General features: G+C 65.9%; 17 protein-coding genes. 9 read left to right on the plus strand and 8 right to left on the minus strand.

Features of this window, described 5'->3' with window-relative positions:
• Nucleotides 1-9: 9 nt before the first annotated feature.
• Complete coding sequence (locus HUX88_RS17285; protein WP_117014491.1) at nt 10-606, minus strand: TetR/AcrR family transcriptional regulator; 597 nt, start codon at nt 604-606, stop codon at nt 10-12.
• A 90-nt stretch (nt 607-696) separates the two neighbouring features.
• On the opposite strand from HUX88_RS17285, the gene HUX88_RS17290 reads away from it, so the two are divergent.
• Entirely contained in the window at nt 697-1,512 is an 816-nt protein-coding gene (locus tag HUX88_RS17290) for an AraC family transcriptional regulator (RefSeq protein ID WP_176362568.1), read from the plus strand.
• On the opposite strand, the gene HUX88_RS17295 is transcribed toward HUX88_RS17290, so the two are convergent.
• Entirely contained in the window at nt 1,469-2,092 is a 624-nt protein-coding gene (locus HUX88_RS17295) for a LysE family translocator (RefSeq protein WP_176362569.1), read from the minus strand. The two genes, HUX88_RS17290 and HUX88_RS17295, sit on opposite strands and share 44 nt — an antisense overlap.
• 172 nt (nt 2,093-2,264) lie before the next feature.
• On the opposite strand from HUX88_RS17295, the gene HUX88_RS17300 reads away from it, so the two are divergent.
• A complete protein-coding gene (locus HUX88_RS17300) occupies nt 2,265-3,881 on the plus strand; it encodes a sensor domain-containing diguanylate cyclase (RefSeq protein ID WP_176362570.1) in 1,617 nt (538 codons plus the stop codon).
• On the opposite strand, the gene HUX88_RS17305 is transcribed toward HUX88_RS17300, so the two are convergent.
• Nucleotides 3,856-4,485: a LysE family translocator gene (locus HUX88_RS17305; RefSeq protein ID WP_176362571.1), complete on the minus strand. Its 630-nt coding sequence runs from the start codon at nt 4,483-4,485 to the stop codon at nt 3,856-3,858. The genes HUX88_RS17300 and HUX88_RS17305 overlap by 26 nt on opposite strands.
• Before the next feature lie 113 nt (nt 4,486-4,598).
• On the opposite strand from HUX88_RS17305, the gene HUX88_RS17310 reads away from it, so the two are divergent.
• From HUX88_RS17310 to HUX88_RS17335, 6 genes are all read left to right on the plus strand, one after another.
• Nucleotides 4,599-5,528: a LysR family transcriptional regulator gene (locus HUX88_RS17310; protein ID WP_176362572.1), complete on the plus strand. Its 930-nt coding sequence runs from the start codon at nt 4,599-4,601 to the stop codon at nt 5,526-5,528.
• Between the two features lie 86 nt (nt 5,529-5,614).
• Entirely contained in the window at nt 5,615-6,367 is a 753-nt protein-coding gene (locus tag HUX88_RS17315) for a carbonic anhydrase (RefSeq protein ID WP_117014271.1), read from the plus strand.
• A gap of 178 nt (nt 6,368-6,545) precedes the next feature.
• Entirely contained in the window at nt 6,546-7,421 is an 876-nt protein-coding gene (locus HUX88_RS17320) for an endonuclease/exonuclease/phosphatase family protein (RefSeq protein ID WP_217916359.1), read from the plus strand.
• A 149-nt stretch (nt 7,422-7,570) separates the two neighbouring features.
• A complete protein-coding gene (locus HUX88_RS17325) occupies nt 7,571-8,179 on the plus strand; it encodes a YbhB/YbcL family Raf kinase inhibitor-like protein (protein WP_176362573.1) in 609 nt (202 codons plus the stop codon).
• Between the two features lie 49 nt (nt 8,180-8,228).
• The gene (locus HUX88_RS17330; protein WP_176362574.1) at nt 8,229-9,062 is read left to right on the plus strand and encodes a helix-turn-helix transcriptional regulator; all 834 of its coding nucleotides are present in this window, start codon (nt 8,229-8,231) and stop codon (nt 9,060-9,062) included.
• A 144-nt stretch (nt 9,063-9,206) separates the two neighbouring features.
• Nucleotides 9,207-10,163, plus strand: a complete 957-nt coding sequence (locus HUX88_RS17335; RefSeq protein ID WP_176362575.1) for an MYG1 family protein — start codon at nt 9,207-9,209, stop codon at nt 10,161-10,163.
• Here the strand turns inward: HUX88_RS17335 and HUX88_RS17340 are convergent.
• The 4 genes from HUX88_RS17340 to HUX88_RS17355 all read right to left on the minus strand — a co-directional run bounded on the left by HUX88_RS17340 (nt 10,160) and on the right by HUX88_RS17355 (nt 12,530).
• Entirely contained in the window at nt 10,160-10,402 is a 243-nt protein-coding gene (locus HUX88_RS17340; RefSeq protein ID WP_176362576.1) for a HigA family addiction module antitoxin, read from the minus strand. The two genes, HUX88_RS17335 and HUX88_RS17340, sit on opposite strands and share 4 nt — an antisense overlap.
• A 33-nt stretch (nt 10,403-10,435) precedes the next feature.
• Nucleotides 10,436-11,305 (minus strand): AraC family transcriptional regulator, encoded by an 870-nt coding sequence (locus HUX88_RS17345; protein ID WP_117014266.1) that lies wholly within the window; start codon nt 11,303-11,305, stop codon nt 10,436-10,438.
• 29 nt (nt 11,306-11,334) lie between these two features.
• Nucleotides 11,335-11,688 carry a nuclear transport factor 2 family protein gene (locus tag HUX88_RS17350; protein ID WP_229219392.1) on the minus strand — a complete coding sequence of 118 codons (354 nt, stop codon included), beginning with the start codon at nt 11,686-11,688 and terminating at the stop codon, nt 11,335-11,337.
• A 104-nt stretch (nt 11,689-11,792) separates the two neighbouring features.
• The gene (locus HUX88_RS17355) at nt 11,793-12,530 is read right to left on the minus strand and encodes an SDR family oxidoreductase (RefSeq protein WP_176362578.1); all 738 of its coding nucleotides are present in this window, start codon (nt 12,528-12,530) and stop codon (nt 11,793-11,795) included.
• Nucleotides 12,531-12,631: 101 nt separating this feature from the next.
• Between HUX88_RS17355 and HUX88_RS17360 the strand changes: the two genes are divergently transcribed.
• Nucleotides 12,632-13,519: an AraC family transcriptional regulator gene (locus tag HUX88_RS17360; RefSeq protein ID WP_176362579.1), complete on the plus strand. Its 888-nt coding sequence runs from the start codon at nt 12,632-12,634 to the stop codon at nt 13,517-13,519.
• A gap of 117 nt (nt 13,520-13,636) precedes the next feature.
• Here the strand turns inward: HUX88_RS17360 and HUX88_RS31860 are convergent, their stop codons facing one another.
• Entirely contained in the window at nt 13,637-13,786 is a 150-nt protein-coding gene (locus tag HUX88_RS31860) for a hypothetical protein (RefSeq protein WP_217916360.1), read from the minus strand.
• Nucleotides 13,787-13,831 lie beyond the last annotated feature (45 nt).

Here is a 13,831-nt window from a genome sequence, read left to right on the forward strand (position 1 = left end):
GTCCGAATGTCAGACTTGACCCCCAAGGTTGAGGATGGACAGCGTGGCTTGCCAGGCGGCGCGCAGCGCGCTGGGCTCGCGCCGCAGCTTGGTCAGCAGCGCGGCGCCCAGCCACAGTTGGTACAGTGTCAGCGCCGTGTGCCGCGCATCGCCGACGTCGCGCAGCGAGCCGTCCGCCATCGCCCGCTCGATGCTGCCGGCCAGCCGGCCGACGATGCGGTTGGTGCCTTCCAGCAGCGTGGTGCGCATGGCTTCCGACATGTCCGCCACTTCGCCGCTGAGCTTGACCACCAGGCAGCGGCAGTCGCAACTGTCCGCGTCGAGGTCGTCCCAGCTGGCCCAGTAGTCCATCAGCGAGCGCGCGGCGCTCTGGCCGGGCTGGTTCAGCGTGACGTCCATCTGCGCCAGGTAGCGCTCGATATAGTCGTCCAGCAGCGCCTCGCCGAACAGCTCCTTGGACTTGAAGTAGTGGTAGAAGGAGCCCTTGGGCACGCCGGCCGCCGTCAGGATCTCGTTCAAGCCCACGCCGGCAAAGCCTTTGCCGGTGATGATGGTCTTGCCCGTGTCCAGGATGTGCTGGCGGACGTTTTGGTGTTCTGTCGTCATGGTGGCGCCATCATAGCACAATTAGACCAGTCGTCTAGTGTTTTCTCCAAAGCAGCTTCGCCGCGTCCGGGGATGCGGTATGCTGGCGGAATGCCACAACCGAACCCCCAACCCGGATCCCGTTTCTGGCGCGACGCCAGCCTGCCCTTCATCGAGGCCCGCACGGTCGGCGACGGCCGCAAGCTTTGCTACGGCAGGCACGCGCACGAGACGTTCTCGATCGGCGCGATCCGCGCCGGCCGCACCGATTACCTGAACCGGTCCTCGCGTCAGCAGGTGGGGCCGGGCACCGTGGTGCTGATGAATCCCGGCGACGTCCACGCCTGCAACCCGATCGCCGACGAGACCTGGTCCTACCGCATGCTGTATGTGGACCGCGCCTGGCTGGCGGACCTGCAGCGCGAATGGGGCTTCCACGATTTCCGTCCGTTCGCGGCGGCCATGAGCACGGCGCCGGCGCTGTACGCGGGCTTCAACCGCTTCTACGACGTGCTGACGGCGGACGGCGCCGACCAGCTGCTGCGGCAGTGCGCGGCGGTGGACTTCTTCGGCCAGGTGCAGTCCAGCCTGGACCCGGCGGCCATCGTCGAGCGCGAGGCCAACCGCAAGCTCGACCGCGCGGCCGACTACATCCGCGACCACTGCGCGGCGGCGCTGAAGCTGGAGGACATCTGCGGCGCGGCCGGGCTGTCGCCGTCCTACCTGATCCGCGCCTTCCGCAAGCGCTACGGCATGACGCCGCACGCCTACCTGCTGAACCGCCGCATCCAGCTGGCGCGCGGCCTGCTCAAGGGCGGCGCGGCGATCGCCGAGGTCGCGCTGGCGACCGGCTTCGCCGACCAGGCGCATTTCCAGCGCACCTTCAAGCAGCTGCTGGCGGCGACGCCGGGGCAGTACCTGCGCTGAGCAGCAGGTAGAGCGCGCTGGCCGCCAGCAGCAGCGCCATGGCGCGGTTGAAGCGGCGCATGCCGGCCGGATCGGCCAGGCGCCGGCCGAGGAAGGCGCCGGCGTAGGCCCAGCAGGCGATCGAGGCATAGCAGATCACGAAGTACAGCGCGGCGAACCGCCACACCAGCGCGGCATCGCCGTCGGCCGCGAACGCGCCCATGCCCGCCACCGCCGCCACCCAGGCTTTCGGATTGAGCCACTGCATGGCCGCGCCCATCGCCAGCGACGGCCGCCTGCCGTGGCCGCCGGCCGCGAGCGCGCCGTCGTCGCGCGCCAGCTTCCAGGCCATGAACAGCAGGAAGGCCACGCCGGCCAGCTGGATCGCCCGCGTCAGCGCCGGCGCGCGGGCCAGCAGTTCGTGCAGTCCCAGGCCGGTCAGCAGCAGCAGCGCGGTGAAGCCGACGGTGGCCCCGGTCACGTGGCGCAGGCTGGCGCGCAGGCCGTGCCGCGCGCCGCTGCTCAGCGCGACGATGTTGACCGGGCCGGGGGTGATCGATGAGGCCAGCGCGAAGGCGGCCATGGAAAGCAGGATGGTCATGGTGGGGGGGCTCCGATAAGAATTGACAGTACCGGGGCGGACGATACGCGGCGCGGCCGCCGCCGTATTGAAGGAAATGACCCCGCCCGCTGTGATAATGTGAGAGTTTTCATCCCCGTAAATCGCACATACTTGGTCTTTGCCTGGTCGATGACACTTCGAGGTGCCGCCTATGATGTCGAGCAACACACCGGAACAGCCGCCCGGCCAGCCCGCCGCCCAGGGCGGGAACCGGCTGCCCATCATGTTCTTGGCCATCTTCCTCGTGGTCCTGGTGTGCGTGTCGCTGATCGGCGAGCAGGCCTGGCTCAGCGTGCGCGCCCGGACGATCCAGTTGAAGGAATCGGAAACGGCGGCCGCCAACCTCGCCGAGGCGGTGGCGCAGCATGCCTACGACACCATCAAGGAGGCTGACACGGTGCTGGTCGGACTGGTGGAGCGCATCGAAAACCAGGACCCGGCGGGACGGGAATTCGGCCGCATCCACGACCTGCTGGTGCACCGCGTCGCCGAACTGCCGCAGCTGCACGGGATATTCATCTACGGCGACGATGGACGCTGGCTGGTCAACTCGCAGCCGGTGCTGCTGCGCGGGCAGAACAACTCGGACCGCGAGTACTTCATCTACCACCGCGAACATGCGGGCCGGGGCATCCACATCGGCCCGCCCGTGCGCAGCAAATCGACCGGCGACTGGATCGTGACGGTGTCGCGCCGCTACAACCGGCCGGACGGCGGCTTCGGCGGGGTGGTGCTGGCCACCATCAACATGGAATACTTCCAGAAGTACTTCCAGCGCTTCAATATCGGACAGGAGGGCGCCATCCAGCTGGCGCTGGAGGACGGCATCCTGCTGGTGCGTCGGCCCTTCAACGAAAAATCGCTGGGGCGCGACATCTCGAAATTGCCGCTCTTTAGCTACTACCTGCCGAGGGCCGCCGCCGGCACCGTCACCTTCCCGTCGGCCCAGGACGGCGTGACGCGGATTAACAGCTACCGGCGCCTGGATCAATATCCGCTGGTCGTCTCGGCGGCGCTGTCCAGGGACGAGGCGCTGGCGCAGTGGCGCGACGATGTGTACCTGGACAGCGGCGGCATCCTGCTGCTGGTGCTGGTGACCGGCATGCTGGGCGTGCGCCTGGTGCGCCAGATCCGGTGGCGGATCCAGGCGGAGGACGAACTGGTACAGGCCCGCAACGGGCTGGAGGCGCTGAACCACGAGCTGGAACGGCTGGCCATGCAGGACGGCCTGACCGGCTTGAGCAACCGCCGCCATTTCGACACCGCGCTGCAGAACGAATTCAGCCGCGCCATGCGCAGCGGCAGTCCGCTGGCGCTGGTCATGCTCGATGTCGACTGCTTCAAGCAGTACAACGATATGTACGGCCACGCCGCCGGCGACGAGTGCCTGAAGGCGATCGGCAGGGTGGTCGCGGCCAGCAAGCACCGGCCGGGCGACGTCGCCGCGCGCTATGGCGGCGAGGAGCTGGCGGTGCTGCTGCCGGGGACCGACGTGGCGGGCGCCGTCGCCGTGGCCGCGAAAATCCTGGCCGCCATCGAGGCGCTGCAACTGAAGCACCCCGGCAATCCCACCGGCCATGTGACGCTCAGCGCCGGGGTCGAGTCGTTCGCGCCGGTGCGCTTCGAATCCGAGCCGGTCGATCTGATCGAGGCCGCCGACCAGGCGCTGTACCGCGCCAAGTCGCAGGGCCGCAACCGCGTCGCCTCCAACATCGTCGGGCCGGGGTGGGAATCGCCGGAGCTCACATCTTCAGCGTCAGCATCGTGACGCCGAACGTGAAAAACATGAGCGCGCTCAGGCGCGACAGCAGCCGCGCGCTGCCGGGGCGGCTCAGCCAGACGCCGGCCCTGGCGGCCAGGCCGGCATACAGCCCGTGGATCAGGACCAGCGCGATGCAATAGGTCGCCACCGCCAGCACCTGCCACAGCGGCTGCCCGCCCGCGCCACGGGCGACCTGCGGCAGCACGGACAGGAAGAAGAACAGCGACTTGGGATTGCTGGTCTGGAGCAGCGCGCCGTCCAGCAGGCGCTTGCGGGCCGCGCCGGCGGCGGGGGCGGTCTCGCGGCGGTCCATGGGCGCTGGCGTCTTCGGATCGCGCCGCCAGGTCTTGAACGACAGGTGGAACAGGTAGGCGACGCCCGCATATTTGAGCAGCTGGAACAGCGACGGCGAGGAACGGACCAGCAAGCCGATGCCGGCCGATGACAGGCCCGCCATCAGCGCCGCGCCGAGCGCCAGTCCCAGCACGCCCTGCATCGCCGCGCGCCAGCCGCCGGCGACCGCGTTATCGAGCGTCATCAGCACGCCGGGACCGGGGCTGGCGACGGTGAACACCACCATGACCACAAACAACCAATACGCCTCGCCCATCGCCTGTCCTCCCTGTTGTGCACCATGGCCGCAATGATGCGTTGCCGCCCGCCGGCGGGCAAACGAGTTTTTGGTATGATGCGTTGAGTATTTCTCAACACTAGCGGACCGCCATGTCACTTCAACTGCCACTCAATGCCCTGCATGTCTTTTGCGTCGTCGTGCAGGAGGGCGGCTTCCGCCAGGCCGCGCAGGCGCTGCACCTGACGCCGGGCGCGGTCAGCCGGCAGGTCCGGTCGCTGGAAGCCCACCTGCGGCAGGTGCTGTTCGACCGCAACGCCGGCGCCCCGGCGACGCTGACGCCGGCCGGGCGCAAGCTGCACGACGGCGTAGGCGCGAAGATGGCGGCGATCAAGGAGGCGCTCGATACCGGCGGACGCGCGCGGCGCCAGGCGTCCATCCTGGTCGACACCAGCGTGACGCTGGCGATGCACTGGCTGATCCCGCAGCTGCCGGCGTTCCGCGAGCGCCACCCGCGACTGAACGTGCAGATCCGCACCGTGGAGGGCGACATCGACCCGGCCTCGCCGGCCGACGTGTTCCTGCGGCGCGACGTGGCGGAATTGCGCGGCCTGCCGTTCCAGACGTTCATGCGGGAGCGTTCCGTGCTGGTTGCAAGTCCCGCCTTCATGTCGGGCATGGCCGCGCGCAAGGTGGAGCAGCTGCGCTGGCTGGGCAAGGCGCCGCGCATCGGCACCCGCTCCCGTCCCGACCTGTGGCCGGGCTGGTGCGGCGCGCACGGCCTGGACGCCGGCGCGCTGGAGCCGACGCTGGAGCTGGACAACACGGTGTTGGCGATCCAGGCCGCCGTCCAGGGGCTCGGCGCGCTGGTGGTGCCCGAGGCGTTTGTGCGCGCCACGCTCGACATCGAGGCGCTGCGGTGTCTTTCAGGGCCGGTGGACAGCGGTAGCTATTCGTATGCGATCGGCCGCAGGCAGGCATCCGCGCGCGTGACGATATTCACCGAGTGGCTGAAGGAAGCCGGGCGCCGGGAAAATGAACGCAGCGTCTCTTTTCGGGCGCATAAAGCAGGATTTTCCTAGCCAATAATTTTTGACGGGCATAGTATCGAATGCTGAAACAGACCGGATGACGTGGCATATAACTGTTGAACTGAAAGGGAGAACCTATGAAAAAAACGAATATCCTCGCCATGGGCGCCATGCTGGCCTTGTCATGCGCCGCCTACGCACAAGACCATGCCGAGCATCCGCACTGGGGCTATCAGGGCAAGGGCGACCCGGCGCATTGGGCCGAGCTGGACGCGGCGAACACCGCCTGCAAACTGAGCAAGGAACAGTCGCCGATCAATATCGAAGAGCGCAACGCCAAGAAGGCCCCGCTGGCCCCGCTGGCTTTCAACTACGCGGCCGGCCCCGCCGAGATGATCAACAACGGCCACACGGTGCAGATCAACCTGCCGCCCGGCAGCGCGCTGAAGGCGGGCGACGACAGCGCCAACCTGCTGCAGTTCCACTTCCACACGCCGAGCGAGGAAAAGATCAACGGCGTCAATTATCCGATGGTGGCGCACTTCGTCCACAAGAGCGCGGACGGCAAGCTGTCGGTGGTCGCCGTGCTGTTCAAGGAGGGCGCCGAGAACAAGACGCTGGCGCCGGTGTTCGACGCGCTGCCGGCCGAGGGCAAGCCGGTGCAGCTGGCCAGCTTCAACCCGGCCGACGTGCTGCCCGCCAACCACGCCTACTTCAAGTTCATGGGCTCGTTGACGACGCCGCCGTGCAGCGACGGCGTGCGCTGGCAGGTGCTGCGCACACCGGTCGAGCTGTCGAAGAAACAGCTGGCCGAATTCCACAAGCTCTACAAAATGAATGCGCGTCCCGTGCAGCCATTGAACGGCCGCGTGGTCGAGGTCAGCGAATAGCGGCGGCCTGATCGCCGGCCGCCGCCTGGCCGGCGATTTGTAGCGCCGGCCTTGCATGGCCAGCGGACCCTCGGCGGGCTCGCCACGTGGTCAGTCTATGCCATAGAGCGGCCGGTTGTATCGGCCGATTCCCCCGGCCGACGGAACACGCTATCATCTGGCGGCCGATGCATACACCGTGCGTCACCAACCCGAGAGCGCGCTGCCGGACATGCACCCGAAAAAATACCCTCATCTCTTGCTGATCCTGGCGCTGGCCGCGGCGAACGCGGCCCAGGCCGGCACCATCCGCGTGTTGCAGGCCAATCTGTTTTCCTGGTCGGCGATGGACCCGGCCAAACAGCCGCCGCCAATCGTCAAGCTGTCGCAGTACGTCAACCAGCAACGCCACGATTTCGTCACCACCCAGGAGAACGAATACCGGCTGACGGACGACCGCTACCAGCTCAGCCCGGACTACAAGCTGGCCGGCGAACTTCAGGATGCCTCGATCTTCTACGACAGCACGCGCTGGGAACCGGGCGGCGCGCCGTGGTCCAGGATCGCGGTCAGTGCGGACGGCGGCGGCGAGCGCCTGGCGGTGTTCAGCCAGTTCCGCAACAAGGCGAGCGGCGAGACGGTGGTGATCGCCACCACCCATTTGTGCATCGCCTGGGGCGGGCATGCGGACTGCAACGGCGGCCAGTATGCCGCCCACGTCGCCGATTCGCGCAGCATCGGCCGGCACCTCACCACGTATGCGCCTGCCGATGTGCCGTTGATCGTGACCGGCGACTTCAACAACTTCGAGCGCAACGCCGAGCAGTCGGCGGCGATCGAGCAGGCGTTCGCCGCGCACGGCCTGGCGGCGGTCAAGGCCGGCAAGGACTTCATCGGCCCGACGTTCGAGGCATCGACCATCGACTTCGTCTATTCGCGCAAGCTGGTGGTGCAGAGCGCGTCGTTGTACGGGGCGGCGGCCGGCAATCCTTCCGACCACGCGGCGATCGATGTCATCTTTGTCAGCGGCGGGGCGGCTGGCGCGAAATCCCAGGGCGCCAGTCCGATGCCGTGATGGGGCGGGGCGCGTCGACGGGATGGCGGAAGAGCCCGCCGTGATCGTTTGGCGACAGAAGTCGAGCGATCCGCGACGGCGGGTCGGCCGCAGGGCCGGTACGCTGGCATGGTCTCAACGCACCTTCCCAACCCGACCGGAAAGACCAGATGAACACCAACAAACTGCTTGCTCTCGCCTTCGGCGCCCTGTTGACGGCCTGGGGGGCCGCCGCCATGGCCCAGACGCCGGCCTTTACGCTGTCCAGCCCGGACCTGGAGTCGGGCACCTTCTCCCAACGCCATCTCCTCAACGGCTTCGGCTGCGCCGGAGAGAACCTCTCGCCCGCGCTGGTCTGGAGCGATGCGCCGGCCGGCACGCGGAGCTACGCGGTGCAGATGCTTGACCTTGACGCCCCGACCGGCAGCGGCTTCTGGCACTGGGCCGTGTACAATATTCCGGCCTCGGCGACCGGCCTGGCGCAGGGAGCGGGCAACCGGGCGGCCAGCCTGCCGGCGCCGGCGTACGGCGGCACGTCCGATTTTCAAGACACCGGCGCGACGGGCGGGAACGGCAACTACGGCGGTCCGTGCCCGCCGGCCGGCGACCGGCCCCACCGCTACGTGTTCACGGTGTATGCCCTGGCTGTCGGCGACCTGCCAGCCGCCGGCGGCGTGCCGCGGTCCGGCGCGCCCGCCCTGTATGCGTTCGTGCTGAACAAGGGCATCGGTGGCGCCGTGCTGGGCAAGGCCAGCTTTACCGCGCAGTTTGCGCGCTAGCGCGGCCGGGGCCACGCCGGGTTTGAATCATTCCGCCAGTGAGGTATCCATGATTGCCTATCCAACCGGGAGCGAACCCCGGATCGCGCTGCGTCCCGGTGTGGGCGCGACCGCCGGCGTGTCGCAGGAGCAGGAACTGGCATTCAAGCGCCTGTTCATCGAGGGCCCGATAGTGATCGTGGTCGAGCAGGGCTCCAAATCGTTGCGGTGGCCGGGCGGCGCCTGCGAGATACATGCAGGGGAGGCGATCGCGCTGGCGGGCGGCCAGTCGGTCGATGTCACGAACCGGATCGGCGAGCAGGGAAGCTATCGGGCCCGGTGGGTGGCGTGGGATGGCGCTTTGATCGCCGCGCACGCCGACGCCCATGCCCAGCAGGCCGTGATCCGGCATGCGCTGCCCATCGTCGGCGCGCCGGCCGATTTCATCGCGGCGTTCGGTCGGGCGGCCGAGGCCATGGAGGGCGGGCGCGTGCCGGTCGATATCGCGCGGCACCGGGCCGCCGAGCTGCTGCTGTGGATGGGCCTGCACGGCGGCAGGTTCGAGCAGTCCCGGGACTTGACCTTGGCCGTCAAGCTCAGGCGCATGGTCGGCAGGGACGTGGCGCGGGAATGGAGCGCCGGTGTCGTGGCGTCGGAGTTCGCCGTCAGCGAGGCGACGTTGCGACGCAAGCTCGCCGACGAGGGCACTTCGCTCAGCGCAATTCTGGTCGATGCGCGGATGACGTTCGCGCTGCAGCTGCTGCAATCGACGGCCCAACCGGTGACGCAGATTGCGCTCGCGGTCGGCTACCAGACCCCCTCGCAGTTCGCCATGCGCTTTCGGGACCGCTTCGGCTTTGCGCCGACGGCGGTGCGCGGGCATCGCCGTCAGGCTATTGTTTGAATCGCCGTCCAGATGAAGGCGTGGCGATAGTGGAGCCCCACGCGCCGCGCGGTCCAATGGCGTCTTCAAGCCTCAATTGGCCTCGCCAGCGATGCTGCGGCCGTGACGGTATATCATGTCGGTCGTTTAACGATAGGACCAGGCATGATCATAGCGACTCACAGCGGCAAGTTTCACGCGGACGACGCGTGGGCGGTGGCCGTACTGAAGATTTTATTCCCCGACGCGGACGTTGTCCGTACGCGCGATCCGGCGACCATTGAGGCGGCCGACTTTGCGGTCGATGTCGGCGGCATCTGGGACCCGGCCACCGGCCGCTTCGACCACCATCAAAAAGGCTTCGACGGTGCGCGGCAGAGCGGCGTGCCGTATGCCAGCGCGGGCCTGGTCTGGCGGGAGTATGGCGCGCGCTGCGTCGCGGCGCTGGCCCTGGCGCATTGCGGGCATCAACTGGCGGACGACAAGGCGCGGGAAGTGGCCTACGGTATCGATGCGGACGTGGTGCAGTATCTCGACTTGTCGGATGTGGGCGCCGCGAAGAGCGCGCCGGGCGGGTATGGATTGTCGGCGGTGGTCTCGGGCTACAACACCAACTGGCTCGACGAGCAAAGGCTGGGCTACGGCGAGGCAGTGGACGCCTACCGCATGGAGCAGTTCCGCCGCGCGATGGCCATGCTGACCGACGTCATGCTCAATGCCGTGCGCTACCGGGTTGGCGCATTGCTCGCGCTGGAGCAGGTCCGGCAAGGGGAGGTGCTTGAAGGCGGCAAGGTGCTGTTCCTGAAAAACGGCGCGCTGCCGTGGAGCCAGGTGGTACGCAAGGAAATGCCGAAGGTGCTGTTCGTCATCAGCCATAACGTCGCCGAGCAGCGCCACATGCTGCACACCGTGTCAGTCAGCGCGGAGAGTTTCGATGCGCGGGCCGACCTGCCCGAAGCGTGGGCGGGCCTGCGCGACGCCGAGCTGGCGGCGGTGACGGGGGTGGCGGACGCGGGCTTCTGCCACAACGGCAGGTTCATCGCGTCGGCCAAATCGTACGAGGGCATACGCACGATGGCGGCCTTGGCGCTGCAGGAGATCGGCGAAGGCGGCGCAGGCTAAGCGGCTTTGGCGGCCATTTTCAAATCATAGGCTTGTTGCAGGTTGAGCCATGATTGCGGATCGCCACCGAAGCAGCGCGCAAGCCGCAGCGCGGTATCTGCGGTTATCGCGCGTTTCTCAGTGAGGATGTCATTGATATGGGACGGCTCCACATGAAGCGCCTTCGACAGCGCATATGGCGTCATCCCCAACGGGGCAAGAAACTCCTCGCGCAAGATTTCGCCGGGATGGCGGGGCATGAGCTGTGCCAGTGCGGCACACTGCCGCTGTCGTCAGGCGATCGGAATGGCGTAGCGCATTTGCGAGCGTTCGGACAGCGGATCGAAGCTGGCGTCGTAGATTTCCAGATCGGGGCCGCCGTTGTGGCGGTAGGCGGACTGGCATAGCCAGCTCGAATAAATATAGTCCACCGTACGGTCGACCAGCTTGCCCAAGCCGTGGTGCAGAAAAGTCGCGTACGTCGCGGCCGGCACTTCTATCCTGTGCATGCCCGCGGGAAGCGCGTCGGCTTGCCGCACTTCGATGGCGGCGTAGTACTCCAGTTCATCGGAGTCGCCCGCCACCGGCAGCACCACGCCATAGCAGCACCCCGGCACCGCGTGTTCCACTTCCTTCAGCCGCGCAATGAAGCGCTCCCAAAGGGGCGGCAGCTTTTCGCCCAAGTTGTTCTTGTCCGACTCGCTGCCGTAAAAACGTGTGTGCATGCCGACCAGCAGCATCGCCGGCCGTGCGCCAAGCTCCGGGATGTGCTCCATGTTCTGGTGGACATGGCGTAGATAGTCCTCATCCATTTTCAGCTTGCGCACGATAAGATTGCGCCGCCCGCGTTGCCGGAATTCGTTGGGCGTTTGTGCGTAGTGTTCCTTGAAGGCCCGCGTGAACGCTTCCTGGCTGTTGTAGCCAGCCAGGAGGGCGATATCGAGGATGCCCAGGCGCGTCTCCAGCAATTTATCCAGCGCGTTGGCGAGGCGGCGCGAGCGGATATAGGTCTTGAGCGTCTCCTTGGTCAGCGCCTTGAAAATGCGCTGATAGTGCCATTGGCTCAAGCCTGCCTCGCGCGCCACCGTTGTCAAGGCGATGTCCTCCTCCAGATTGGTTTCGATGAAGTCGATGCCTTGCTGGATTTGATTCAGGTAATTCAAAGGGACTCCATCGCAACGCCGGGAGATGTTCAGATATCGAAGAAACCAGCGATTGCCACAAGCCGGCCGGCTTCATTGTAATGGCCCACGCTGACGCCGTCACCAATGACATTGCCCAGCCGGTCCAGCATGTCCCACTGCGCGACGCTCTGCCCCTGGTGGTAGCGGAAGCGGCGCGTGACGAAATGACCGCCAGGGATCTGCTGGTGGAAGTTCGACATATAGGCCATCAGGTTGTCCCAGCCGTCGACCTTGGTCAGCGGGTCCCGGTAGGTGCACTCCCGCTCCAGGCTGACTTCGAACAGCGCGCGCGTGTCGTCGGCAGTTTCTGCTTTCCAGGCGGACGTGTACGTTTCCCACACCTGTTGGTGATCGATTTGCATGGTGGATTCCCGGTTGATTGACAAGGCAACCATGATGCGACAGGGCGGCGCATCGGTTTTGATATTTTGTGCTGCCGCCGTGTGGAACTGGAGGAAGGCGTTAGTTATAGCAACGCGAGCGCGTCCTCGCCCGCAGCTATCCGAATCGGGCACGACGGGGCGCTTGCCGCGCGCCAGACTGCTTCCGCAACGTCTTCCGGATTGGTGACGGCGGACGAAGTCGCCATGCCTTCAAAGATGCCTTGCGCGAAGGCTGCGTAGGGCGCCGGGATGCTGTCGCTTGTCATCCGAGCTTTCGCGTGCTCTCCGAAACGTGTGCCGGGCGCGCGGCCGGGCTGCACCAGACGTACGCGGACATCGAATTGAGCCAGCTCGAGCGCCAGCGATACGCTGAACGCATCGACCGCCGCCTTGCTGGCCGCATAGACAGAGATCAGAGGGAATGGCGCGGCCGTCACAATCGACGTCACATTGACGATGACGCCTGCGCGCCGTGCCCGGAACTGGGGTAGCACGGCCTGCGTCACGGCCATCGTTCCCAGGGTGTTGGTCTCGAAAATTGCGCGCGCGGTTTCCATTGAGGTTCCTTCCAGAGCCCCCATCACGCCGATTCCCGCATTGTTGACCAGGACGTCGATCGGGCCGGCGGCTTCGATCGCCTGACGGATGCTGTGCGGATCGGTAACGTCGAGTGCGATCACGCGCAGGTGTTCCGATTGCGGGAGCTTGTGTTGCTGAGGTGTCCGCATCGTGGCGATGACCTTCCAGTCTCGCGCGAGAAAATGACGGGCGGTTTCAAGACCGAATCCGGAAGAGCAGCCGGTGATCAGAACGGTTCTCATGGTGTGTTCCTTTAAGTGGGTGAACAAGCTGAGAACAATAGTTCAACGTAGCAGGATTTGCTACAATCAGAAGTCCACATTTCATTAGTAGGAGTCCTGGCTTGATCGATCCATTCGCAGAGGTGGTAGCGTTGTTGCAGCCTGGGGCGGCGCTCTCGAAAGTCGTTGCCGGAGCTGGTGCGTGGCGGGTGCGGCGCTCGGAAATGGGACAACCTTTTTATTGCGTCGTCCTCGAGGGCAGCTGTCTTTTGACACTGGACCGGCGCATGCCCATCACACTCGCGGAAGGCGACTTCGTCCTGATCCCTGCCGCATATGATTTTGCGATGTCGAGCATCGCGCCGGTCGGCCAGGAGTTCGATACGCCCCCGCTCGCACTCGGACCTGGCGAGTTCAGGCTCGGGATCGCATATGGCCCGCATGACGTTCGACTGATCGTTGGCCACTGCGTATTTGGTTCGCCGGATGCGGCTTTGCTGGTTTCCCTCCTGCCTGAACTCATTCATGTGCACGGGGCACGCAGGTTGGCTTCGCTTGTAGAACTGGTGCGCGATGAGTCCCGCGAGCAGCGCCCTGCGCGCGATATCGTTTTGCAGAAAATGCTGGAGGTTCTTCTGATCGAAGCAATCCGCGGCCACGAAGTGAAACCAGAGTCGAAGGGTTTGTTGCGCGGGCTCGCTGACGAGCGCCTGGCGGCGGCGTTGCGAGGAATGCACCGAGTCCCCGACCATGCCTGGACCGTCGCACTGTTGGCGCAGGAGGCGGCCCTTTCCAGATCGGCATTCTTTGCGCGGTTCACCGATGCCATGGGAGTCGCGCCGATGAAATACCTGCTCACTTGGCGCATGGCGCTTGCAAAGAACCTGCTGCGAAACGGCTGCCGGATCGCGGACGTCGCCGAACGCGTCGGCTATAGCTCGGCAAGCGCCTTCAGCGTTGCGTTCTCACGCCATGAGGGAATGGCGCCGGTCCACTATGCGCGGGGATAAATGTACTGGAGGGCGCGCAGCCGGAAGCCAGGATTTCCTGCGTCGGAAACAAAAACGCAAACCTGCAATGGGTTGGCGTTATGTTGCTGTTCTTGTTGGAGCCGGTGCGAGAGGGCTTTATCCCTTGGGGGCCGTCCAATTATCAGGCAACTTATACCGGTCGGTCACCGGCGTCACGCTTCGCATTTTTTCGAATAAGTCGGCTTGGATTTTTTGGCCTTTCTCCTTGTCGGAGGGGCTGAGTTGGGACAGGAATTCGTCAAACATGCTACACGGCGACGTTGAATTCGGATCTGCGGTAGCCAAGCAGGG

The sequence above is a fragment of the Duganella sp. BJB1802 genome (genome assembly GCF_013369445.1).
Taxonomy (GTDB): domain Bacteria; phylum Pseudomonadota; class Gammaproteobacteria; order Burkholderiales; family Burkholderiaceae_D; genus Rugamonas; species Rugamonas vulcania_A.

Bases quoted from the DNA above. Each gene is read 5' to 3' on its own strand.
- HUX88_RS31860 (WP_217916360.1), bottom strand. From the start codon at position 13,786: ATGTTTGACGAATTCCTGTCCCAACTCAGCCCCTCCGACAAGGAGAAA.
- HUX88_RS17355 (WP_176362578.1), bottom strand. From the start codon at position 12,530: ATGAGAACCGTTCTGATCACCGGCTGCTCTTCCGGATTCGGTCTTGAA.
- HUX88_RS17310 (WP_176362572.1), top strand. From the start codon at position 4,599: ATGTCACTTCAACTGCCACTCAATGCCCTGCATGTCTTTTGCGTCGTC.
- HUX88_RS17330 (WP_176362574.1), top strand. From the start codon at position 8,229: ATGATTGCCTATCCAACCGGGAGCGAACCCCGGATCGCGCTGCGTCCC.
- HUX88_RS17350 (WP_229219392.1), bottom strand. From the start codon at position 11,688: ATGCAAATCGATCACCAACAGGTGTGGGAAACGTACACGTCCGCCTGG.
- HUX88_RS17300 (WP_176362570.1), top strand. From the start codon at position 2,265: ATGATGTCGAGCAACACACCGGAACAGCCGCCCGGCCAGCCCGCCGCC.
- HUX88_RS17290 (WP_176362568.1), top strand. From the start codon at position 697: ATGCCACAACCGAACCCCCAACCCGGATCCCGTTTCTGGCGCGACGCC.
- HUX88_RS17325 (WP_176362573.1), top strand. From the start codon at position 7,571: ATGAACACCAACAAACTGCTTGCTCTCGCCTTCGGCGCCCTGTTGACG.
- HUX88_RS17305 (WP_176362571.1), bottom strand. From the start codon at position 4,485: ATGGGCGAGGCGTATTGGTTGTTTGTGGTCATGGTGGTGTTCACCGTC.
- HUX88_RS17335 (WP_176362575.1), top strand. From the start codon at position 9,207: ATGATCATAGCGACTCACAGCGGCAAGTTTCACGCGGACGACGCGTGG.
- HUX88_RS17295 (WP_176362569.1), bottom strand. From the start codon at position 2,092: ATGACCATCCTGCTTTCCATGGCCGCCTTCGCGCTGGCCTCATCGATC.
- HUX88_RS17285 (WP_117014491.1), bottom strand. From the start codon at position 606: ATGACGACAGAACACCAAAACGTCCGCCAGCACATCCTGGACACGGGC.
- HUX88_RS17315 (WP_117014271.1), top strand. From the start codon at position 5,615: ATGAAAAAAACGAATATCCTCGCCATGGGCGCCATGCTGGCCTTGTCA.
- HUX88_RS17340 (WP_176362576.1), bottom strand. From the start codon at position 10,402: ATGCCCCGCCATCCCGGCGAAATCTTGCGCGAGGAGTTTCTTGCCCCG.